Origin of the sequence: Methylobacterium goesingense (genome assembly GCF_022179225.1) — a bacterium.
Taxonomy (GTDB): Bacteria; Pseudomonadota; Alphaproteobacteria; order Rhizobiales; family Beijerinckiaceae; genus Methylobacterium; species Methylobacterium goesingense.
The window spans coordinates 1-21964 of record NZ_BPQL01000145.1 but is presented as its reverse complement, the minus strand read 5'-3'; the positions used below and the strand labels follow the sequence as shown (position 1 = coordinate 21964).

Annotated in this window: 23 protein-coding genes; 5 read left to right on the top strand and 18 right to left on the bottom strand. The window is 71.3% G+C overall.

The window, feature by feature from the left end; all coding sequences use genetic code 11:
• Nucleotides 1–329: 329 nt before the first annotated feature.
• Entirely contained in the window at nucleotides 330–1619 is a 1290-nt protein-coding gene (gene eno / locus MFF30_RS21275) for a phosphopyruvate hydratase (protein WP_238281952.1), read from the bottom strand.
• 190 nt (nucleotides 1620–1809) lie between these two features.
• Nucleotides 1810–2013, bottom strand: a complete 204-nt coding sequence (locus tag MFF30_RS21270) for a hypothetical protein (RefSeq protein WP_056183260.1) — start codon at nucleotides 2011–2013, stop codon at nucleotides 1810–1812.
• 136 nt (nucleotides 2014–2149) lie between these two features.
• Between MFF30_RS21270 and queF the strand changes: the two genes are divergently transcribed.
• The gene (queF, locus tag MFF30_RS21265) at nucleotides 2150–2611 is read left to right on the top strand and encodes a preQ(1) synthase (RefSeq protein ID WP_238281950.1); all 462 of its coding nucleotides are present in this window, start codon (nucleotides 2150–2152) and stop codon (nucleotides 2609–2611) included.
• 76 nt (nucleotides 2612–2687) lie between these two features.
• Here queF and MFF30_RS21260 read toward each other — a convergent pair whose 3' ends face one another.
• From MFF30_RS21260 to otsB, 13 genes are all read right to left on the bottom strand, one after another.
• Nucleotides 2688–3023, bottom strand: coding sequence for a hypothetical protein (locus MFF30_RS21260; protein ID WP_238281949.1), 336 nt, complete (start codon nucleotides 3021–3023; stop codon nucleotides 2688–2690).
• Nucleotides 3024–3140: 117 nt separating this feature from the next.
• The gene (kdsA, locus tag MFF30_RS21255; protein ID WP_238281947.1) at nucleotides 3141–4013 is read right to left on the bottom strand and encodes a 3-deoxy-8-phosphooctulonate synthase; all 873 of its coding nucleotides are present in this window, start codon (nucleotides 4011–4013) and stop codon (nucleotides 3141–3143) included.
• A gap of 9 nt (nucleotides 4014–4022) precedes the next feature.
• Entirely contained in the window at nucleotides 4023–4535 is a 513-nt protein-coding gene (locus tag MFF30_RS21250) for a hypothetical protein (RefSeq protein WP_238281946.1), read from the bottom strand.
• A gap of 32 nt (nucleotides 4536–4567) precedes the next feature.
• On the bottom strand, nucleotides 4568–5041 hold the full coding sequence (locus tag MFF30_RS21245) for a hypothetical protein (protein WP_238281945.1): 474 nt from the start codon (nucleotides 5039–5041) through the stop codon (nucleotides 4568–4570).
• A 63-nt stretch (nucleotides 5042–5104) separates the two neighbouring features.
• On the bottom strand, nucleotides 5105–6400 hold the full coding sequence (locus tag MFF30_RS21240; RefSeq protein ID WP_238281944.1) for an aspartate aminotransferase type Ic: 1296 nt from the start codon (nucleotides 6398–6400) through the stop codon (nucleotides 5105–5107).
• A gap of 164 nt (nucleotides 6401–6564) precedes the next feature.
• Entirely contained in the window at nucleotides 6565–7107 is a 543-nt protein-coding gene (locus MFF30_RS21235) for a YMGG-like glycine zipper-containing protein (RefSeq protein ID WP_238281943.1), read from the bottom strand.
• A gap of 106 nt (nucleotides 7108–7213) precedes the next feature.
• On the bottom strand, nucleotides 7214–8491 hold the full coding sequence (locus MFF30_RS21230; RefSeq protein ID WP_238281941.1) for a hypothetical protein: 1278 nt from the start codon (nucleotides 8489–8491) through the stop codon (nucleotides 7214–7216).
• A gap of 16 nt (nucleotides 8492–8507) precedes the next feature.
• Nucleotides 8508–9782, bottom strand: a complete 1275-nt coding sequence (locus tag MFF30_RS21225; RefSeq protein WP_238281939.1) for a hypothetical protein — start codon at nucleotides 9780–9782, stop codon at nucleotides 8508–8510.
• Entirely contained in the window at nucleotides 9779–10753 is a 975-nt protein-coding gene (locus MFF30_RS21220; RefSeq protein WP_238281935.1) for an OmpA family protein, read from the bottom strand. The genes MFF30_RS21225 and MFF30_RS21220 overlap by 4 nt, the downstream gene beginning before the upstream one ends.
• A gap of 240 nt (nucleotides 10754–10993) precedes the next feature.
• The gene (locus tag MFF30_RS21215) at nucleotides 10994–12535 is read right to left on the bottom strand and encodes a Do family serine endopeptidase (RefSeq protein WP_238281930.1); all 1542 of its coding nucleotides are present in this window, start codon (nucleotides 12533–12535) and stop codon (nucleotides 10994–10996) included.
• Between the two features lie 87 nt (nucleotides 12536–12622).
• Entirely contained in the window at nucleotides 12623–13351 is a 729-nt protein-coding gene (locus MFF30_RS21210; protein WP_373320972.1) for a DUF2459 domain-containing protein, read from the bottom strand.
• Between the two features lie 17 nt (nucleotides 13352–13368).
• Nucleotides 13369–14391, bottom strand: a complete 1023-nt coding sequence (locus MFF30_RS21205; RefSeq protein WP_238281928.1) for a glucokinase — start codon at nucleotides 14389–14391, stop codon at nucleotides 13369–13371.
• 69 nt (nucleotides 14392–14460) lie between these two features.
• Nucleotides 14461–15216 (bottom strand): trehalose-phosphatase, encoded by a 756-nt coding sequence (otsB, locus tag MFF30_RS21200; protein ID WP_238281924.1) that lies wholly within the window; start codon nucleotides 15214–15216, stop codon nucleotides 14461–14463.
• Between the two features lie 222 nt (nucleotides 15217–15438).
• On the opposite strand from otsB, the gene MFF30_RS21195 reads away from it, so the two are divergent.
• Nucleotides 15439–15933, top strand: a complete 495-nt coding sequence (locus MFF30_RS21195) for a DUF427 domain-containing protein (protein ID WP_238281922.1) — start codon at nucleotides 15439–15441, stop codon at nucleotides 15931–15933.
• Between the two features lie 178 nt (nucleotides 15934–16111).
• Here the strand turns inward: MFF30_RS21195 and MFF30_RS21190 are convergent, their stop codons facing one another.
• Complete coding sequence (locus MFF30_RS21190; RefSeq protein ID WP_238281920.1) at nucleotides 16112–17644, bottom strand: Hint domain-containing protein; 1533 nt, start codon at nucleotides 17642–17644, stop codon at nucleotides 16112–16114.
• Between the two features lie 409 nt (nucleotides 17645–18053).
• Between MFF30_RS21190 and MFF30_RS21185 the strand changes: the two genes are divergently transcribed.
• From MFF30_RS21185 to MFF30_RS21175, 3 genes are all read left to right on the top strand, one after another.
• The gene (locus MFF30_RS21185) at nucleotides 18054–18590 is read left to right on the top strand and encodes a phage tail protein (RefSeq protein ID WP_238281918.1); all 537 of its coding nucleotides are present in this window, start codon (nucleotides 18054–18056) and stop codon (nucleotides 18588–18590) included.
• Between the two features lie 10 nt (nucleotides 18591–18600).
• Nucleotides 18601–19086: a GNAT family N-acetyltransferase gene (locus MFF30_RS21180; RefSeq protein ID WP_238281916.1), complete on the top strand. Its 486-nt coding sequence runs from the start codon at nucleotides 18601–18603 to the stop codon at nucleotides 19084–19086.
• A gap of 93 nt (nucleotides 19087–19179) precedes the next feature.
• Nucleotides 19180–20406: a serine hydrolase domain-containing protein gene (locus MFF30_RS21175; RefSeq protein ID WP_238281915.1), complete on the top strand. Its 1227-nt coding sequence runs from the start codon at nucleotides 19180–19182 to the stop codon at nucleotides 20404–20406.
• A gap of 105 nt (nucleotides 20407–20511) precedes the next feature.
• Here MFF30_RS21175 and MFF30_RS21170 read toward each other — a convergent pair whose 3' ends face one another.
• On the bottom strand, nucleotides 20512–21174 hold the full coding sequence (locus tag MFF30_RS21170) for a DUF2147 domain-containing protein (protein ID WP_238281914.1): 663 nt from the start codon (nucleotides 21172–21174) through the stop codon (nucleotides 20512–20514).
• 313 nt (nucleotides 21175–21487) lie between these two features.
• Nucleotides 21488–21697, bottom strand: a complete 210-nt coding sequence (locus MFF30_RS21165) for a hypothetical protein (protein ID WP_238281913.1) — start codon at nucleotides 21695–21697, stop codon at nucleotides 21488–21490.
• Nucleotides 21698–21964: the final 267 nt, after the last annotated feature.

Sequence of the window (21964 nt, the reverse complement as noted above, 5' to 3'; positions counted from 1 at the left end):
CCACGGTGCGTCCGGCCTCCGAATTGACGACCACGCCGTCCCTCACCCCCCGCGCCCCCGAGACCCGGCGCATCGTGGCCGAGGCTTCGGAGACGTCGGCCCGCTGACAGGGGCTCCGCGCATGGACGCGCGGCTTCCCGGCGAAACGACACCGATCGCGCACACGCAGGATCGACCGGCCGTGAGACCGGGCGATCCCGGGGACGAGCCCGACACGGGCGCAAAAGGAAAACGGCCGCGAATTGCTTCGCGGCCGTTTTCAATTCGGGGCATCACGGAGGATGCCAAGTCACGGAAGCACCGATGGAAGATCCAGCGGGACTTCGCGTTCAGCGGCGGGCGAGCGCCTTGAGGGCGTTGCGGCCGGCATAGAGGGCCTGGGAGCCGAGGCCCTCCTCGATGCGGATGAGCTGGTTGTACTTGGCCAACCGGTCCGAACGGGCCAGCGAGCCGGTCTTGATCTGCCCGCAATTGGTGGCGACCGCCAGATCCGCGATGGTCGAATCCTCGGTCTCGCCGGAGCGGTGGGACATCACGGCGGTGTAGCCGGCGCGCTGGGCCATATCGACGGCGGCCAGCGTCTCGGTGAGCGAGCCGATCTGGTTGACCTTCACCAGGATGGAGTTGGCGGTCTGCTCGGCAATGCCGCGCGACAGGCGCGTCACGTTGGTGACGAAGAGGTCGTCGCCCACGAGCTGGCAACGATCGCCGACCCGGTCGGTGAGCAGCTTCCAGCCCGCCCAATCGTCCTCGGACATGCCGTCCTCGATCGACAGGATCGGGTAGGCGTCGACGAGCTTGGCGAGGTAGCTCACCTGGGCCTCGATGTCCCGGGTCTGGCCTTCGCCCTCGTAGTGGTAGGCGCCGTCCTTGAAGAACTCGGTGGCGGCGCAATCGAGGGCCAGCACCATGTCGGTGCCGGGCTTGAAGCCGGCGGCCTGGATCGACTGCATCACGAAATCGAGGGCGGCCTCGGCCGAGGGCAGGTTGGGGGCGAAACCGCCCTCGTCGCCCACGTTGGTGTTGTGGCCGGCCTTCTTGAGGGCGCCCTTCAGGGTGTGGAACACCTCGGCGCCCATGCGCACGGCCTCGGCGAGCGAGGACGCACCCACCGGCATGATCATGAATTCCTGGAAGTCGATCGGGTTGTCGGCATGCGCGCCACCGTTGATGATGTTCATCATCGGCACGGGCAGCACCCGGCCCTGCGTACCGCCGATGTAGCGGTAGAGCGGCAGGCCGGCGGTCTCGGCCGCCGCCTTGGCGACCGCGAGCGAAACGCCCAGGATCGCGTTGGCGCCGAGCCGGCTCTTGTTCGGGGTGCCGTCGAGTTCGATCATCGCCTCGTCGATGGCGATCTGATCCTCGGCATCCATGCCGCCGATGGCGTCGAGGATGTCGGACTGCACGGCGTTGACCGCCTTGCGCACGCCCTTGCCGCCGTAGCGGCCCTTGTCGCCGTCACGCAGCTCCATCGCCTCGTGCGCCCCGGTGGAGGCGCCCGACGGCACGGCCGCGCGGCCGAAGGAGCCGTCCTCCAGCAGCACGTCGACCTCAATGGTCGGGTTACCCCGGCTGTCGAGGATCTCGCGGGCGGCGATGTTGGTGATCGCGGTCATGCAGGCGCCTTTTCGGACGTTACGGCGGGTCGATGTCCCGTGCCGTGGGGCCGAAAGGCCGCGACCGGAACGGGGTGATTCCGCCGAGGCTTATCCGTCAACGCCTCGCCTCCGGCAAGCGGCCTGCGCAGCCTGCGTGCGCCGGAGGGCGAGATTCCCGCGATGAGGCCCCCTTCGGGGCCGGGCGTGTCTAGCGGTCGCCCGCTCCCGACAGCAGCAGTTCGATCTGGGCCATGCCGTTCTCGCGTGCCTTGGCCTCGGTGGGGTGATTGCGGTCGGACCGCTGGATCAGCTTGCCCTTCCGGCGGATCGCCCATTGATAGGGGGAGCCCGGGGCCTTGGGCGGCTGGATCTCCAGGGTGTAGGGGTAGGTAGCCGTGTTTTCGTCGCTCATGGTTCCCATATGGCACGCGGACCCTGCGCCTGCCACTCATGGACACCCCTCGAAAACCACTTTGGGTGGCGATTTCATCGTTTTCCGTACCGATGTCGCTGGCCGAAACCCCGCCGCCGGCTCCGAAAGTTTCGTCATGACTCAGCATTCAGGGCCCGAGGGCCTGCAACTCGGGCAGATGAGCCCCCTGCCCGCCTCGCCCGAGGAGGCCCGCCTCGACCGGGTGCCGAACCCGCATCCGGGGACCGACTACCTCGCCCGCTTCACCGTGCCGGAATTCACCTCGCTCTGCCCGGTGACGGGACAGCCCGATTTCGCGATCCTCGTCATCGACTACGTGCCTGACCAGTGGCTCGTCGAATCGAAGTCGCTCAAGCTCTATCTCACGGCCTTCCGCAATCACGGCGCCTTCCACGAGGATTGCACGGTGGGGATCGGCCTGCGCCTGACCGAGCTCCTGGCGCCGCGGTACTTGCGCATCGGCGGGTTCTGGTATCCGCGCGGCGGCATTCCCATCGACGTGTTCTGGCAGACCGGCGAGCCGCTGAAATCCGTCTGGCTGCCTGATCCGGGCGTGCCACCCTACCGGGCCCGCTGAGGCGGACGTCTCCGAAACGACGAAGGCCGGCCGGCTCGCGCCGACCGCCCCTCACCGATTCGCGAGAATCAATAACTTAGTAGCCGTAGCCGTAGGCCGGGGCGCCGTACCCGTAGGCAGGGCGCGCATAGCCGTCGCGGTAATAGGCGTCGCGGGCCGCACCGGCCGCGATCGCACCGGCGGCGAGGCCGGCGATGCCGAGGCCCACGGCCGCGCCGGTGCCGATTCCGCCGCCACGACGACGACCGCCATAGGCATAGCCGCGTCCGTAGCCCCGGCCGCCATAGGCGTGGCCGTGGCCGTAGCCGCCATGGCCGTAGCCATGGCCGCGCGGACCGGCCTCAGCCGAGGTCGCGGCGGCGAGGCCGCCCAGCGAGAGAGTCAAGGCGGAGATGAGGGCGAGCTTGCGCATGATGACCTTCAGCGTTCGAGAACGAATTGGGTATTCCAACGTCAAGCTGGCGTGATCGTTCCCTTTCCGCATCCCTCCGGCTTGCGCGCACCGGGTCTCGAACCGCCCCGGAGCGGTTCAGGCCTGTCCGATCCGCGCCTTCGCGAGCCGGTCGAAAGCCTGCAGTTCGGCAAGCAGCGCCGGCATCGCCTTCAGCGGCACCATGTTGGGTCCGTCGGAGGGGGCATGGTCCGGGTCGGGATGCGTCTCGATGAACAGGCCCGCCACGCCCACTGCAACGGCGGCGCGCGCGAGCACGGCGACGAACTCGCGCTGGCCGCCGGATGTCGCACCCTGGCCCCCCGGCTGTTGCACCGAGTGGGTCGCGTCGAACACCACCGGGGCGCCCTGCGTCACCTGCGCCATGATCGGCAGGCTGCGCATGTCGGAGACGAGGGTGTTGTAGCCGAACGAGGCGCCGCGCTCGGTCACCAGCACGTTGGGGTTGCCCGCTCCCGTCACCTTGGCGGCCACGTGGGCCATGTCCCAGGGCGCGAGGAACTGGCCCTTCTTCACGTTCACCACCCGGCCTGTGGCGGCGGCGGCGAGCAGGAGATCGGTCTGCCGGCAGAGGAAGGCCGGGATCTGGAGCACGTCGATCACCTCGGCCGCGGGCGCGCATTGGGCCGCCTCGTGCACGTCGGTCAGCACGGGCAGGCCGAAGCGCGCCTTGATCTCGGAGAAGATCGGCAGTGCCCCTGCGAGTCCGAGGCCCCGCGCGGTGCTGCCGGAGGTCCGGTTCGCCTTGTCGAAGGACGCCTTGAACACCAGGCCGATGCCGAGCCGATCGGTCATCGCCTTCAGGGCGTCGGCGATCTCGACGGCGTGGTCGCGACTCTCAAGCTGACACGGCCCGGCGATCAGCGCGAAGGGCAGGTGATTCGCGAAGGCGACCGAACCGGCGGTGACGATGGCGGAGGAAGCGGGCTCGGGCGAAATGGTTTTGGGCATGCGGCGGGTCTAGCCCGCCCGGGCGCTGGCGAAAAGGCCGGCGCGGCGGCGAAGCACGGCCCGGGCGCTCGGCACCAGCACACAGCGCGTGCGCGGACTGGCGAACGGATCGGCGTCGGGAGCGGTCTCGCAGCGAAGCGCCGCCCGCCCGGCGATACCCTGCTGCGGCTGTCCCGCGATCAGGGCGCCCTGGTGCAGGTCGAGAGCGAGGGCCTCGACGGCCTCGGGCTTCGCGCCCGTGAGAACCCCGGCCGCGAGGCCGACCAGTTCGTAGTAGCGGCGGCCCGGCTCCCGCTCTAGGGCGGAGAAGACCATCCGGTGCGCCCGGCAATCGAGGCTCATCCGCTCCGCATCGGCCGCGCGAAACACGGCGCGAGCCCCTTCGCGTCCGGCGAGCGAGGCGCCGGTGGCGCGGATCATCCGCGCAGTCAGGGCGTCGCAGGCATCGGCCGCCGCGGCGGGCACCGCGGTGCCCAGGGCCAGGGGGAGCAGGAGCGCGGCGCACCGGAGGGAAAGCATCATCGGCCCGATCTAGCGCAGAGGACGCCCCTCGCCTATCGCCGCGGGGCGATCGAACCCGTGGCCTCGCCCTGGCAGGCCTCGTGGGCATGGGAGCGCAGGACTCGGGGCAGGTGTACCGTGTGCGCGCCCGTCTCGTCCTCGAAAGTGCCGGTGAGCGCGTCCGGACCGGCGACGCCCTCGAAGTGGATCGGCCCGGCCTCGGTCTCCACCGCGAAAGTGATGGCCTTGGTGGCGTCGTCGACGGTCATGTCGGCGGCCATGTGGGGCCCGGGATGCTCGGCCCCCTCGTAGGTCAGCGCGTCGCCGTTCGGGGAGCGCCGCAGGATGACGCGCTGCCCGCTGCGGGCGCCGGTCTCCGGCAGGGTGCAGAGGTCGGCATACACGAATGTGCCGGAAGCCCAGGCGGTGCGCGCCCGGGCCGGGGCCGCCCCGGCCGCGAGGATGCATAGCACGAGGCCGGGCAGCATCCGCGCGCCGGCGCGCCGGAACCGTGTCGGGATTACCATCGCGTCACCTCCCGGGTGCGTGGTGCATCATCCGGCGCGGACGTTTCCGGATTGCGACAGGGATCAGGCCGCGTTGCGCGCGCGGACCCCCTGCTCGGCTTCCAGGGAAGCAAGAAGGATGCAGAGGGCGATGCCCTCGGCCGCCTTCGTCACGTCGCCGAGGCTCGGGAAGGTCGGCGCGAGGCGCAAGACGCTGTCCTGCGGGTCGCGGCCGTAGGGCGAGGTGGCGCCGGCCGGGGTCAGGGCGATGCCGGCCTCCTTGGCGAGCCGCACCACCTCGGTGGCCGTGCCCGCGCGCGCTTCCACCGTGATGAAGTAGCCGCCCTCCGGACGGGTCCAGCGCGCGGCCCCGGTGCCGGCGAGGTGGCGCTCCAGGGCCTCCTGCACGGCCGCGAACTTCGGCGCGATCAGGGCGCGGTGGGCGTCCATGTGGGCCTGGAGTCCGGCGGCGTCGCGCAGGAAGCGCACGTGGCGCAGCTGGTTGAGCTTGTCGGGGCCGATGGTCTGCTTGGCGGAACGGGCCAGGAACCAGCGGGTGTTCTCGGGCGATCCGGCGAAGACCGCGAGGCCGGCGCCCGCCAGCGTGATCTTCGAGGTCGATGCGTACAGGAACGGCCGGTCCGGATGGCCGGCCTCGGCGCAGGCGGCCAGGATGTCGCGCACCGGATGGCGATCCGGGGTGAGGTGGTGCACCGCGTAGGCGTTGTCCCAGAACAGGCGGAAATCGGGAGCCCCGGTCTTCATCGCTGCAAGGCGCCGGACGGTCTCGTCGGAGAAGATCTCGCCCGAGGGATTGGCGTATTTCGGCACGCACCACATGCCCTTCACGGCCGGGTTCGCCACGAAGGCCTCGACCACGTCCATGTCGGGCCCCTGCCCCGTCATCGGCACCGGGATCATGCGGATGCCGAACTCCTCGCAGAGGGCGAAGTGGCGGTCGTAGCCCGGGACCGGGCAGAGGAAGACCGGCTCCTCCTCCTTCGACCAGGGCCGCTCGGAGCCGGGCACGCCCTTGAGGAGGGCCCACACGATGGTGTCGTGCATCAGGGCGAGGCTGGAATTGCCGCCCACTACGATCTGGTCGGCCGGCGCGTCGATGAGGTGGGAGAACAGCGCCCGCAGCTCGGGCAGGCCCTGCTGGCCACCGTAGTTACGCGCATCCTCGCCGGCCGCGGTGGTATAGTCGCCGTTGCCCGGCAGGGCGAGCATGCCGGTGGCGAGGTCGAGCTGCTCGGGCGCCGGCTTGCCGCGGGTCATGTCGAGCTTCAGGCCCCGGGCCTTGAAGGCGTCGTAGGCGGCCCGAGCCTGCGCGCGCAGGTCCGCGAGTTCAGCCGTGCTGCGGTCGGCGATCGTCGTCATGGTGGTCCAGGTCCGGGTGGGGCCGCGCGGGCGCGATAAAAAAAGCGCGCGCACCATGACGCCTCGCGCCGCCCGCGTCACCCCGCGCGGGCGCGGGGCTCGGGGTCACAGGGTTGCGTGGCATGCCAGGCGGCGGAGCCGTCGCCCGTGAGCGACGGGGTTCCTCAGGCTGGCAGCCAGTCGCCGCCCGGCGTGCGGCAGACGAGCTGCTGAGGCAGCTCGGCGCTGCCGGTGCCGTTGATGGTCGCCTGGGTGTCCATGGCACGGCAGATCCGGTCCGGGGTTCCCGCCGCCGCCTGAGCCGGAGCGGGCTGGGGCCGCACGGTGATCGCCCGCTGGGCACCGTCGGCGCCCTGATAGGCTAGGTATTGCGGCCTGTTCGTCGCGGCGGCCGCGATCTGCGCGTTGCGGATCCGCTGCTTGTCCTGGGCGTCGAGGGCCGTGAGGACGGTGCAGGCGAGGCCGCCGACGCCGGCCCCGATGGCGGCGCCCACGCCGGCCCGGCGCCCGCCGCCCACCGCCGCCCCGAGCAGGGCGCCGACGCCGGCCCCCACCAGGGTCGAGGCGATGCAGCGGCTCACCGCTTCGTCGATCGAGCCCCCGGGGCCCGCCGAGGCGGTACCGCCGCCCCGCGTGCTCGTGCATCCGGTCAGGACCGCGCCGAGGCACAGGGCTGCGCCGATCGTTCGTACCGTCCGTGTCATCATCGTCCATCGCCCCCGGGGCCGTGCGTGCTGGCCGGCGCCGGTCTGGCGCGCGGTCCCGCGGCCCCGGCCCCGGGAGCGCGCGGTCATGGACTGTGCCGGGATGCCGTCAGAACTGGCCGTCCTCGACGCGCTGGATCTCGAAGGTCAGCTCCTCGCGGCGCTGGCCGTTCTCGCCGCTGAAGATCACCTTCGGATCGAGGATGCGGCCCGCGGCGGTGCGCCCCTTGAGGTCGAGAGCGATGGTGCGGGCCCCGCCGAAGGGCAGCTTGCCCCGGTCGGCGGGCTCGGCCTGCGGATCGGGGAACCAGACCTGGGCGAAGCGCCCGTCGCCGCGCACCTCGCAGACCTCGCCGGGGGCCTGCCCCTTCTCCTGGCCCCGGCACAGCATCTTGCCGGCCAGCGGCGTCGCGGTAGTGCGGCTCAAGGTAGTCTCGACCCAGCTGTTGACGAGATCGCCCTGGGCGGAGGCGGCCAGCCGCACCTGCAGGGGCGTGCGCTGGCCGACATAGTCGATGAAGCCCGCATAGAGGCGCAGGCTGGTCGGCTCCGGGCTCAGTCGGGGCAGACCGTCCGAGCGCACGCCCGCCAGCTGGCCCTTGGCGCCGAGGACCAGGGCGCGGGCGAATTCGAGGGGGGCGCTGTCCCCCAGGGCCGCGCCGGCGAGGTAGACCTCCGCCCGGCCGAAATCGATGGCGCTGCGCTCGGCCAGCTCGAAGCCGGCCCGCCGCGCCGCCGGCACATCGCCGGTGCGGCCCTTCTCGGCGACCCCGAAGGGCGTGATCAGGATGATGCGCGGCAGGCCGTGGTTGAGATCGGCGAGGCGCCCGGCGTTCTGGAGCGCCTTCAGGAGGCTGTCCGCCGGAGCGGGCCGTGCGGCGATCTCGGGGGCGCGCTTCTGCACCTGGGCGAGCGCGCGGGCGAGGCCGGCCGCGAAGGCGTCCCGCGCCGCCTTTCGCCGGGCCTCGCTGTCGCTGCCGATGAAGCGGTCGAACATCGAATCGCCCGCCTTGGCCCGCTCGCTCTCCTCCGGCGGCAGGTTGGGCGAGCAGCCGAAGAACAGCGGTACGAGTTCGCTGCCGTCGCGCCGCGCGACGAGGAGGGTGAAGCGCTCGCGCGTCCCGAGCCCGCCGGTGCCCGCGTCTCGGGCGTCGGCGGCCTCCACCACCATCCGGGTCCAGCGCTGGTTGACCTCCGGTTCGGCCGACACGATCGCCTCGTCGAGGATCACGAGGGTCTGGCGCAGGGAGCGGGGCTGGCGCTCCTTGGGGCAGGTCTGTTCCTGGCGGACGACCTCGTAGCTCGCCGCCGCGTCGGCGGGTCCGGACGCGAGCGCGGCCGTGGCGAAGCATCCGGCGAGGAGGGCCTTCAGCGGGGAGCGCGGCATTGCAAAACTCTCCGCGTCAGGCGTGGCCGAGGGCCAGGGGCCGGCTCAGATAGGCGTCCCCGTCGAGGTCGCGCTTCGTGCCGATGTCGCCGCTGCTCAGGTCGTCGTAGGTGAAGGTCGTCTGCAGGCCGCGCCGCCGCGTCTCCGCCACCAGCCGGCCGCGGTAGCCCTGCAGGAGCGCGAGGACGCGCGCGTCGTGCCGGCGGACCTCATCGAACTGGCCGCGATAGCTGCCGTAGTTGCGCAGCCGCTTCATCTGGTCGGCCTCGCGCCGGACGAGCTGCTCGCATTCGCGCCGCGCCTGCTCGATGCGCTGCTGCTTCTGGCGCTCCAGGCCGGTCCGGTAGAAGCGCTGCTGCCGGGCCTTGAGCCGGTCGAGGCGGCGGCGCTCCTCGGCGAAGTCCGGCACCGGGTCCTCGGTGAACAGGACCCAGGCGACCGCGGCCGCGTAGACGGCGAGGTTGCCGATCAGCGCGATGCCGTAGATCGAGACGGGGCTGCCGCCCTCCTCGCCGAGCGCCGCCTGGCGGGCGACCGCCTCGGCGACGAGGTAGGAGCGGCTGAAGACGATGGCCGCCGCCCCGATGGCGAACAGGACGAAGCCGAGGCCGAGCTGGCGATAGCTGTCCGCCCGCAGACGGGCCGTGACGTCGTCGCCGAAGCGCTCGCTCCATTGGCGCAGGATGCGCCCGATCAGATGGCTGGAGAACGCGAACAGGATCGCGATCAGGCAGACCGAGGCGGTGGCCAGCGCCGGCGTCAGGAAGTCGATCTTGAGGAAGGAGGACAGGTTGAGCGGGAATTCCAGCAGCATGATCGCGACCACGCCGCCATACTTGAGGACCGGGTTCCAGGCCCCCGCGTCGCGTCCGTGCTCGGACCGCTTGTGATCGTAGGCGGCGTGGAGGCGGTCGATCTCGGCGGTGAGGTCGGAGACGGCGCGGCGCTGGTAGAAGATCTCGCGCTCCGTGCGCAGGTGGCCCTGCTTCGTCTGCTCGACCCGGTCGAGCTCGGCCTCCAGCAGGAAGCCGTGGTTGCCCGAGGCCATCGGGTCCTGCGCGAAGGCCCGGCGCACCTCCGCGAGGGCGCTGCGCCGGGCCGAGGCCACGTGGCGCTGGTACCAGGCCAGCATGGCGGGCGTTAGCAGGGCCGGGGTCTCGGCGCTGGCCCCGTGCGGGGCCGAGAGGGGAAGGACCGGGCGTGGCGCCTCCTCGTCGAGCTGCGCGGCGAGATCCGCCGCGATCGGCCCGTCCACCCGCAGGTCGAGGGACCTGTACTCGTCGAGACTCATCGCTCCAGCCTTTCCACGAGCACGCGCTTCTCGCGCAGGTCGATGATCACGGGCTCGTCCCGGGTGATCGTCACCACGGTCCTGTCGATCGGAGGGGCCGGGACGAGCGCGGGCGCGATGCGCTCCGGGGCGACCAGGGCCGGGGGGACGGGCGGACCGACCGCCACGAGGTTCTTCGTCTCGATGGTGGGCAGGACGTGGACGGCGTCCGAGGGCGGTGGCATCACCAGGGTCCGGGCCTCCCGACCCGTGCGCACGGGGGCGGCCTCGACGCGGGGCAGCGCCGCGAAGGCGCGCAGGCACTCCGCGCGCTGGCTCTCGCCGGTGCCCGCGCAGACGCGCGCCTCCTGCTTGGCCAGCCAGACGCCCACGGCCTCCGCCTTGCGGCCGAACAGGAATTCGACCCTGCGGTTGCGTCCCATCGCGGTGTCGGAGGTGTTGGGCACCACCGGGATCGCCTCGCCGAACCCGACGCGCCAGACGCTGGCCTGACGCACGCCCCGGGCGGCCAGCGCCTGCGCGACGCTGTCGGCCCGCTTCACGGAGAGGGCGTAATTGTAGGCGTCGCTGCCGCGGTCGTCGGTGTGGCCCGCGATGAAGACGGCGGTGTCGGACGCCTCGCGGCGCAGGGCGGCGGCCACCACGTCGATGACGGCCTGCGCCTCCGCCCGCACCTCGAATGCGTCGGTGTCGAAGAACACCCGCTGCGGGAAGACCACGCGCAGCACGGGGATGTCCGTGCCGAACGTCGCCGGAAGCTCGCCGCGGGAGACGCGCTCCTCGAAGAACCGGGGGCTGGCCGCGAGGGCCTGGTCCGAGAGCCGGCGCAGGCGCTCGGTCCGGTCCCGGTGCTCGATCTGCACCGTCTCCTGCCGGGTGAGCACCACGTCCCGGGCAGCGGCGCCGGTCGGCAGCAGGGCGGCGATGACGGGTACGGGTGGCGCGAGGATCGCGCGAAGCGCGACGCACACCCGAATGACTGTCCCGACAAACGCCACGCCGAACCCCGAACCAACCTCAGGTATGTCAGTAAATCTGAGGTTAATTCTCCGTCAATCGACGCCGTGCGCGTTTACGGGGGATTTGCACAGGGGGACGGGCAGTGTTGCGCGTTTGCACAGGGTTAGACGCGCGAATGCCGGCCCACGGGTGCGGGCCGGCATGGCTTTGGACGTTGCGGGGGCGAGAGCGGGCGGGACGCCCGCTCCGGATCAGCCGGCCTTGTTCAGGGCGACCGCGACGAAGCGGGTGATGCCTTTGGCGTTCTTGATGCGCATCAGCACGGCCTTGCGGCCGCTGGTTTCGGCGGAGCGGACGCGCTCGGCGACCTCGGAGGGACGCGAGACGCTGGCGCCGGCCACATCGAGGATGATGTCGCCCTGCTCGATGCCCTTGGCGGCGGCCGGGCCGTCGGGATCGACCTCCATCACCGCGACGCCCTCGGAGCCAGCTCCGACCTCAGAGGCCGGGGCGAGGCTGAGACCCAGGCGCGGCTGGCCGTCCCTGGACGCGCCGCGCTCGGTGCCCGCCACCTTGGTGTCGTTGGGCAGGACGCCGAGTTCAACCGTCGCGGTGTCGGACTTGCCGCCGCGCAGATAGGTCAGCTCCACCTTGGCGCCCGGCTTGATGCCGGCGATCTTGCGGGACAGCTCCTTGGCGTCGTTGATCGCGCTGCCGTTGACGGCCTCGATGACGTCGCCGGACTTCAGGCCCGCCTTGGCGGCCGGGGTCCCGGCTTCGGCATGGTCGACCAGGGCGCCCTTGGCCTTGTCGAGGCCGAGGCCGTCGGCGATGTCCTTCGTCACCGGCTGCACCTGCACGCCGAGGTAGCCACGCGCCACCTTGCCGTCCGCTCGGAGCTGGTCGATCACCGCCTGCACGGTCTCGGCGGGGATGGCGAAGGCCAGGCCCACGCTGCCGCCGGAGGGCGACGCGATGGCGGTGTTCACGCCCACCACCTCGCCGCCGACGTTGAAGGTCGGGCCGCCGGAATTGCCCTTGTTGATGGGGGCGTCGATCTGCAGGAAGTCGTCGTAAGGGCCGGCGCCGATGTCACGGCCGCGGGCCGAGACGATGCCGGCGGTGACCGTGCCGCCGAGGCCGAACGGGTTGCCGATGGCTACCACCCAGTCACCGACGCGGGGCGCCGCCTTGCTGAGCGAGACGTACGGGAAGGTGCCGCCCTCGGTGATCTTGAGGAGCGCGAGGTCGGTCTTGGGGTCCTTGCCGATGACCTTGGCGTCGAGGGTGCGGTTGTCGTCCAGCGTCACCTGCACGGACTTGGCCTTGTCGACCACGTGGTTGTTGGTGACGACGTAGCCGTCCGCCGAGATGATGAAGCCCGAGCCCATGGCGCCGCGCTGGCCCTGGCGCTTGGGTGCCTGGCCGCCGAAGCCTTGGCCCGGACCACCCTGGCCCTGACCGGGACCGCCCTGGCCGAAGCGCTTGAAGAACTCGCGCAGCTGCGGCGGCACCTGCTGCTGGCCGGGGCCGTCGCTGTCGTCGTCCGAATCGGCGCTGTCGTCGAGCTTCACCTTCACGGCGACGACGCCGGGCTTCACCTTGTCGACGACGCTGGCGAAGGAGCCCGGCGGATGGTCGGGGGTCTCGATCGGGTTCTTGGAGAGGGACTGGGCGTAGGCCGGGACGGCCGGCTGGGTCAGGCCGACGCCGGCTGCGCCGGTCGCCACGAGGGCGGCCACGGCGACGGAGGCGAGGGCGTTGCGGCGCAGGCGGGTGGGCTGGGTGGTCATCGGGGTCTCCGGATCGGGGGGGCCGCCAGCGGCGGTCCGTGATCCGGTTTGTAGGGAGTCCCGCCTGACCCGCGCGTGGCGCTCAGATTACGGTTTGGACAGGTTCGCCGCCGGCATCGGGCTCAGCCCGGCGCGCCAGCGCAGGTCCAGCAGCAGCCCGGCCGGGTGCGTGTCGAAGACCGGGGTGATGGGCAGGCCGGCGGCGTTCAGGAGGCCCGCCGCCCAATGGTTGCAGACATTGGCGTAGGAGAAGCGCCCCGCGCCCTCGTAGAACAGGCTCGGCCCGTAGAGGCCGGGGCCGCCGGCGACGGGGCGGCCCTCGGCGAGGCGGAAGCTCGCCTCCAGCCGGGCGAGCAGGCGGGCCAGCCCGGCGCGCGAGACCCGCACCGGCACGATCTCGGAATGCGGGAAGCTGTCCCGCGCCGGCCGCTCCAGGCCCACCACCTGGACCACGCCCGGCCGGCCGCCCGGGGTGAACAGGGCCGCCAGGGCAAGGCCCGCGTCGAACTGTGCCAGGGTCGGCGTCGCCCGGTAGAAGCGGGCCTCGCCCCAGCCGAACTCGAGCGCCGGATAGGCCCGGAACCGCGTGGCGATGTCGGCCAGCGCCGGCCCGGCCTCGGTCAGGGCATCCCGCGGCAGGACGAGGCCGGAATGCCAGCCGTGCGACACGAGGGCGATGGCCACGCTGTCCTCCCCCCGGGCGGGATAGAGCCCGGCATCGCCCGGCCGCGCCGTCAGCAGGGCGGCGAGGACGAGGTAGCCGACGAAGCCGGCCAGCACGGCGGCGAGGCAGGCGGCGAGCGCCGCCAGCCCCACGCGGGTCCGGCGGGCGGTCAGGAGGCCCGCCAGACCTGGCCGTGATAAGCGAAGCGGTCGGGCTGGCTCGCCAGGGCGGCGAGGCCGATCAGGGCCGGGTCGTGCACGGTGATGACGCTGGTGGGGATCGCCTGCATCTGCGCCACGAAGGGTGGCTTGTGCTCGAAGGCCCGGCGGAACGCGCCCTGGCGCAGCACGTCGACGATCCGGGGCGCGATGCCGCCGCCGATATAGACGCCCCCGGTGGCCAGGAAGGTCAGGGCGAGGTCGCCGCAGGCGCGCCCGAGGAGCTTGGCGAACAGGTTGAGGGCGGCGGCCGCGTCCGGGTCCGACCCCGAGAGGCCGGCCTCGGTGACGGCGGCGGGGTCGAGATGCGGGCCCTCCGCGCCGGTGCGCAGGCGGTGCAGGCCGGCATGCAGCCGGGTCAGGCCGGGGCCCGAGAGCAGGGTCTCGACGGTCACGCGGCCCTCGACCCGCTCGAGATGCGGCCAGAGGGCGAGCTCGGCCGGCGTGGCCGGTCCGAAATCCACGTGCCCGCTCTCGGTGGAGACGATGAGGAGGCGCGCGTCCACGGGCAGCAGGGCGGCCGCGCCGAAGCCGGTGCCGGGGCCGAGCACGAGACGGGCACCCTGGTCTCCTTCCCGGCCCTCCTCGCGGCGCGGGCCGATGGGCGTCAGCTCGCTCGGGCTGATCGCCGCCGCCCCCGCCGCCACCGGCACGTAATCGTTGACGACGACAGCCCGCGAGAGCCCGAAATCCTGCCCGATCCGGGCGCCCTCGATCACCCAGTGGGCGTTGGTGAGCTGCACGGCCGGCCCGTCGACCCGGGCGGCCACCGCCAGGATCGCCGAGCGCGGCGCCGGGCTCCCCTGCTCCCTGGCCCCCCTGGCGAGCGAGGCCCGGATGGCCGCGCTGGGATCGGGATGCCCGGCCGTCTCCTCGCGGGAGAGCAGGACCGGCGCGGCGCCGGCCTCGGGCACGATCGCGAAGCGGGCATTGGTGCCGCCGATATCGCCGACGAGGACGGGAAACTCGAACATGCGCGCCACTTCCGTCTGGGGCCCGGCTCAGGGGCGGGCGTGGAGGGGGATCGGGGTGAGGAGGGCCGCTCAGGCCGGCGGCAGGGCGTCCGGGTCGATGGCCGCGCCGTCGGCCCAGGCGTAGAGCAGGCGGCGCACGTCCTCCGGGTCGGTGAGGCGGCGCGCCGCGATGGTCTCGGCTCCGCCGATGCGGACGCTGACGCCGCCGTGTTCGTTGACCACCGCGAAGGCCTTCTCGTCGGTGAGGTCGTCGCCGAGGAAGATCGCCCGGCGGTCCGCATAGGGCGGGTTCTCGGCGAGCGCCCGGATGGCATGGCCCTTGGTGGCGGAGGCCGGCACGATCTCGCCCACAGCCTTGCCGAGCTGGAGCCGGTAATCCGCGCCGAGGCCGGCGGCGGCGGCCTTCACGGCCTCCTCGGCCGCGGCGGCGTCGCTGGGCGTGGCGAGGCGCCAGTGCACCGCCACGGAGGCGCCCTTGTCCTCGATCAGTACGTGCTCCAGGGGGGCGACCGCCGCGTGCAGGGCGGGCACCTGCGCGCGCAGCGCCGGATGGTCCGCGGCGGAGCCACCGGAGACGACGCCGTCGACCCGGCGCTCGACCCCGTGCAGGCCGGCGACGTCGAAGCGTGCGGGGGCCAAGAAGTCGTCGATCACCCCGATGGGCCGCCCCGTGACGATGGCCAGTGCTCCGCCGAGCCGGGCGCGCAGGCGCTCCAGGGCCGGGGCGAGGGCCGGATCGACCCGGACCTGGTCGGGCTTGGGCGCGATCTCCACCAGGGTGCCGTCGAAGTCGAGATAGAGGGCGAAGGCGGTCGGCTCGGTCACGCGGGGTGTCGTCACGCAGGATGTCCCTTCGTCTGATCCGGGCCTGCGCTAGCATGCCGCGCGCCAGGGGAAAACGTCGTGGGGGAAAACGCAGCGGAGGAAAACGCGACGCGGGACATTCGGGCGGCGCGACATCGGGGCGGGCGCAACCCCCTGCCCTATCTGTCCGGGCGACCGGTCCGCCCGGACCGTTCCGATCCCTCCAGGCAAGGTCCCGACCGCATGTGGCCCACCCCGATTCCGCCCGGCCCGAACGCGGAGAGCGTCTGGGACTATCCGCGCCCGCCCCGGCTCGAGCCGGTGGCGACGCGCCTGCGCGTGGTCTTCGGCGGGCGGGTCATCGCCGAGACCCTGGCGGGCTACCGGGTGCTGGAGACGAGCCACCCGCCGACCTATTACCTCCCGCCCGGAGACGTGGCGGCCGGCGTGCTCGGCCCGGTCCGGCGGGCCGGGATCTGCGAATGGAAGGGGCGGGCCGTCCTGTACGACGTCGCAGCGGGCGGCCTGCGCGCGGACGGGGCCGCCTGGGCCTATCCCGACCCGACGCCGGATTTCGCCCCGATCGCCGGCTACGTCGCCTTCTATGCCGGGCCGATGGAGGCCTGCTACGTCGGCGACGCGCGGGTGATCCCGCAGCCCGGCGGCTTCTACGGCGGCTGGATCACGCCCGGGATCGTCGGCCCGTTCAAGGGCGGTCCGGGCAGCATGGGCTGGTGAGGCGCGGGGGCGCTCCCGCTCCCACGGCTCCGATCAGGGTTCCGTGAGCCGGGCCGATGGGTCAGGCTCACCGAGGTCCGGTATCGGGATGCGCGCCGTAGAAGGATGCGGGTCTGTTCCACCGGGGGCCGAGCCGGCGCGCGATGCCGGGCCACCGGCCAGTCCGGTCGTCGGCGGATCAGGCGCAGTGGCGGACTTCCAAAGGATCGGCCGCATTGGCGGCCTCGCGCGGCTCGACCCAGCGCTGCGGGGCGGCATGCGTCAGCGTCAGCCGCAGGAACACCGTGCCCCGGCAGCCCGCCCACAGGGAGGCTGGGAGCAGCGCCGCGCCATCGGTCCAGCGCCAGAGTACGGTGCCATCCCCCTCGACCGTGTGGAAGCCCGCGCCGAGCCGCGCATCGTCCAGCGCGATGGCGCGGGCGCCGGTCAGGCCGTCATCGATCGCGAGCGTGGCGAGCGAGACGCCGAGGCGACGCAGATCCGTCATGCCGTCCGCGACATGGACGGGCGGGCCGGCCTGCGAGACGAGGGTGACGTCGCGGGCCTCGGCCGGCAGGACGAAGCGGGCGGTGAGCCCTTCCACATCGCAGTGAATCACCTGCCCGTCGGCCACGAGGTGCAGGTCGGCCCAGGGCGCCTCGGCGAGCCGCCAGCCTTCGGCCTCGGCGCGCTCCCGCAAGCGGCCCCGCACGAGATCGACCAGCGGACCTCTCGCATGGTAGGGGCGGCAGAAATCGGCGGTGCCGTGGATGGCCGGCGCGTCCGGCCCGAGCGTCAGGTCGATGGTGCCGGCCTCGACGAAGAAGCCGCGATTGCTCAGGTCGAGGTAGCTCTCGGCCGGCATGTTCTCGGCCATGAGAATGTCGTGGCTGTCGAGTTCGACGTGCCAGTAGGTGACGCGTTCGACCGGCTCCTGCGTGATCGTGGTGCCGTTGACGAGGGCGTTTGCCGGGATGAGGACCTCGCCCAGGAGGTCGACGCAGAGGGCGTGGGTCGGCGAGACCCAGAGGTCGCGGACGGGCTTGCCGTCCCCGAAGGCATGGGCCGCTATGCGCACCGGCCAGGCCGTGCAGGGGTCGCTGTAACGGGCGCAATCGATCGTCCGGTGGCCGATCCAGCGGATCGGCCGCTCGGCGCCGGATGCCGTCACGGCGAGGTCGCCCGCGCGCAGATCCTCGACCGCGACCTCGCCGCGCGCCGTGCGGATGCGCGTGCCGGTGACGTAGCAGGGCACGTCGGAATTCGCCTGACTGAAAGTGGTCGGCTGGGAAAGCGTGCCGTTCGACTGATAGATGAAATTGGTGGTGGAGGCGGTCTGCTTGGAGATGCGATAATCGGTTCCGCCGGCCCTGAAGGCGAAGCCCCGGTTGTCGATCCCGTAGATGCTCGCCTTGCCGCTGGTTCCGACGCCGTTCGCGCCCTGCGTGTCGTCGCGCGCGAACACGTTGTCGTACTGGCCGGCCGCGCCGCCTCCGTTCACGGTCCCGTCACTCGTCAAGGGGTTGCCCCCCTGTGTCGTGTTGTTGGTCGGAAGCAGACCGGTGATGGTCTGACCGTTGAAGGTGCCGCTGATCCCGGTGATCGGGTATCCCTGGAAGGACCCGCCACTATTATCGACGTAATTAAAAAGGGTCGTCGTATCGACTGTGAGCGTGATGACGCCCGTGTTTCCGTTCGTGGTAAACTCGTAGGTATAGTTGACAGTAGCCATCGCCCTACCCTCGACCATAAAGTAACAAATATCAATTCGTATGAATCAAAAACTGCGGCTCATGCACTGTCGGAGTCTTAAATCCGATTCACGATCGGCGAAATGGCCCGGACTTAATATCCCGCTCGATGTTGTATTGTCGCAACAATCATGGGTTGCGCCCGTTTCTACCAGGAACGTAATCCTGATTGCAATGGCGTGAAGTTTAGTGACAAGCAGAGCAGCTTCTGTCTTGATGCCGTGGATGCAACCTGAGGATTCGCGTCCCGATTACATCCGAGTGCAGATTGTGTCGATGCCGGGAACGGGGCGGGCGGCATCGCGCTCCCGCCTCCGACCCCGTTGAGATGGCTGGGCGACGGCAGGATCACGAAGCCACAAGATCAAGACAAGAAGACTGGAGGAAGCGATGGATCCGTTTCTCGGCGAAATCAGAATGGCGGGCTTCAATTACGCGCCCCAGGGCTGGGCCTTCTGCAATGGTCAGCTTCTGCAAATCAGCACCAATTCGACACTCTACGCCCTGCTCGGAACGCAGTTCGGCGGCGACGGCGTGAGAACCTTCGCCCTACCGGATCTGCGGAGCCGGGTTCCGGTCCATCAGGGCCAGGGCAACGGACTTCAGCCCTACTCGATGGGACAGCCCGGCGGCGTCGAGGGCGTTACGCTGCAGATTTCGCAGATGCCCGCCCATTCCCACGGCGTGACCGTCGATGCCACGCTCGGCTCCACGAGCGCGCCGTCCGGCGCCAATCTCGCACAGACCGAGTCGGGCGGAGACGCGCCCTTTAACAGCTTCACCACGGGCAATCCGACGAATTCGGTTCAGCTGAGCAGCGGCACGATCGCCTCCCAGGGCGGCAGCCAGCCGCACGAGAACCGGCAGCCCTACCTGACGGTGAACTTCATCATCGCGCTCGAAGGCATCTTCCCGCCCCGGTCATGACGCCCCGGTTATGACCCGGCGGCTGAATCGGCGCCCGGAGGCGGAGGCGGACGGCGCGTTCCTGTTCGCCCTCTTCGCCTCCGTCCACGGCGCCCCTCTGGCCGGGCTCGACCCGCCGTTGCGCGACCGGCTCCTGCGCCAGGGCTTCGCGGGGCAGCGCGCGACGTACCGAGCGCGCTATCCCGCCGCCCGCTTCGAGGTGATCGCGCAGGACGGCGCGTCGATCGGCCGGATCGTGACCGACCGGGGCGCCGACGCCGTCACCCTCATCGACATCGTGCTCCTGCCGGCGTGGCGCGGGCTCGGGCTCGGTACCCGGCTGATCGGCGAGACGATGGCGGCGGCGCGCTCGGCCGGGCTGCCGCTCCGCCTCTCGGTGAGCGCGGACAATGCGGGTGCGCGGCGCCTCTACGCACGCCTCGGCTTCGCCGCCGTGCGGGCGGGCGACTTGCACCACGACCTCGCCTGGACCCCGCCCGGCGCCGGTGGCTCGTAGCGCGCGACGGGCCAGGGTTTGCTTGAGCGAGGGTTTGCTTGGCCCCGGACCGGCGCTATGCGGGAGGCGACGGATCGGGACGGAGCAGGTGTGATGCAGGGCGAGACCGCAAGCGAGCCGCGGGCCCTCGGGCTCTGCCCGGACCGCCTGGAGCGCATCGACGGCTGGATGCGGGCCAATGTCGCGGCCGGCAAGGTCGCGGGTCTCTCGGTGATGCTGGCGCGGGGCGGCAAGACCGCGTTCTTCCGCACCCACGGCCGCGCCGACATCGCCCGGGACAAGCCCTTCGCACCCGATACCATCGCGCGCATCTACTCGATGACGAAGCCGCTGACCTCTGTGGCGGTGATGATGCTCTACGAGGAGGGCCGCTTCCAGCTCGACGATCCGATCACCCGCTTCCTGCCGGAATTTTCCGACCTGCGGGTGCTGACCGGCGGCAACCGCGCGAAGTTCGAGAGCGAGCCGGCCCGGCGCCTGATCACCATCCGGGACCTCCTCACCCACACCTCGGGCCTCACCTATGGCTTCATGGAGGCGACCCTCGTGGACGCCCTCTACCGCCAGAACGGCGTCGATTTTGGGGAGGCCCAGGAGGCGGGCCTCGCCGAGGTGGTGGGCCGCCTCGCCCGGCAGCCGCTGCTGGCCCAGCCCGGCGCCGAGTGGAACTACTCGGTGGCCACCGACGTGCTGGGACACCTCGTGGCCGTGGTCTCGGGCCAGGATTTTGCGGATTTTCTGCGCGAACGCGTGATCGCGCCCTTGGGCATGGTCGACACCGACTTCTTCGTGCCCGCCGACAAGCTGCCGCGGCTGGCCGCCAATTACAGCCTGTTCCGGGACCGCACCCTGAAGCTCTACGACGACGCGGTGGACAGCCGCTTCGCGAACCCACCGGCCTGCCCCTCGGGCGGCGGCGGCCTCGTCTCGACGGCCGCCGACTACATGCGCTTCTGCCGCTTCCTGCTAAGGCGCGGCGAACTCGAGGGCACCCGCCTCCTCGGGCGCAAGACCGTCGACCTCATGCTGACGAACCACCTCGACGGGGATCTGGCCGCCATGGGCCAGCCGCGCTTCTCCGAGACCGCCTATACGGGCATCGGCTTCGGGCTGGGGTTCTCGGTGATGCTCGACCCGGCCCGCGCCCAGATCGTCGGCACGCCGGGCGAAGTGGCCTGGGGCGGGCTCGCCAGCACCGCCTTCTGGGTCGACCCGGCCGAGGACCTCGCCGTGGTCCTGCTGACCCAGCTCATCCCCTCCTCGGCCCTGCCCCTGCGGCGCGAACTGCGCGTGCTGACCTACGCGGCCCTCGTCGATTGAGATCTGCCCGGTGCGGCGCGGCACCGGAAACGCAGAACGCCGCCGTCCCGGGCAGGACGGCGGCGTTCGGAATCCCGTCGCGCGCTCGGCGGCGTTAGGCCGGTTCTACTCCTCGGCCGGGGCGGCCGGAGCGGCGCCGGGCTTGGGAGCGGGCTTCGGCGCCGGCTTGGTGCCGCCCGTCGCGGCGGCACCGGCGGCACCGGCGGCCGGAGCCTTGGGGGCGGGCGCCCACTCGGCATCGGCGCGCGGGCCGCCGGGGCCGTTGGTCGGCCCGGTCAGCTGGCCCGGCACCACGTCGTTTACCCGGTTCCAGGTCTGCGAACCGCACAGGAAACCGAGCAGGCAGCCGCGCACCGAAAGTTCGCTCGGCTGATCGGACCACATCGTCACGTCGTAGAATTTGCCCTCGTCGGCGTTGTAGATCTTGCCGCCGTAATGGCCGTCCGGCTGCGGCTTCAGGCCCATGATGAGCTGCAGGCCGAGGGAGGGCCGGGCCTGCTTCTTCGGGTCGGGATTCTTGAAGTCGACCCGGGGCTGGCCCTTGTCGTTCAGCGGCACCTTCAGCCAAACGACGTAGCCGCACAGGTTGGTGTTCTGCGGGCCGCACTTCTCGGTGCGGATGCGGGCGCGGCCATCCTCGGTGAGCCAGGTACCGCTCGCGTCGTTCGGCGCGGCGGCCAGCGCGAGGCCCGGCAGGAGGGCGGCGGCGAGGCCGGCGAGCGGCACCAGCCGGCGTGCGGCGGCCACGATGGTCGATCGATTCGTCATGCTTCCCATTCACCCTCTGCGCTCGCCCCGCGGCGATCCGCCCTCGCCCGCGGGGCAGCGAGCGCCCGTCACGCGATTGCCACGCCTTCCGACGCGAAGGTGACGGGATCATGGCCGGCCTCCGACCGAGGCGCGAGATTTCCGGTCGGCCCGCCCCGCGAGCGTGCCCGCCGCCCGTGCCGATCGGCCAAGTCCCCGGCCTTATACGCGAAAAGGGCCGGCGCCCGCAGCACCGGCCCTTTCCAGGCAAGAAGCATTGCCAGCCGTGAAACCCTGGCGGTCCCGGGTGACGATCCGGGCGCCGGGGCCAGCCTTACTCGGCCGCCGACATCTCGGCGGTGAAGTGGCCACACCAATCCTTGGAAGCGACCACCGGCCACAGGCCCGGCGACTTCGGCTCGGGCTGGCTCACCGGCGGGTTGAACCGGCACAGGCCTTCGTCCCCGGCCGCCATGCCGCCGTTGAGCTTGTGATCGTCGAAGAAACGGCAGCTCTCGCAGGCTGCGTTGGTGGTGCTGGCCATGATGATCTCCGGGGTTGGGACGCCGTGGCGTCCCCGCAGTTCTTAATTAGAACAACTCCAATAAGCCGTCAATCGTGTGGCGGCGGATCGGTTCCCGGCCGACCCACGCTGCCACGCCACCTTATAGTTGGCAAAAACACCCAGCCTAAGTCATTGATTTCGTTGGGAGCGACTTTGCACGCACAAGGTTACATGGCACTCAGTGGAAGTCATATATGGCATTCTGGATGGAAATGAATCTTGTGGACCGCTCATGCAAAAGGCCCC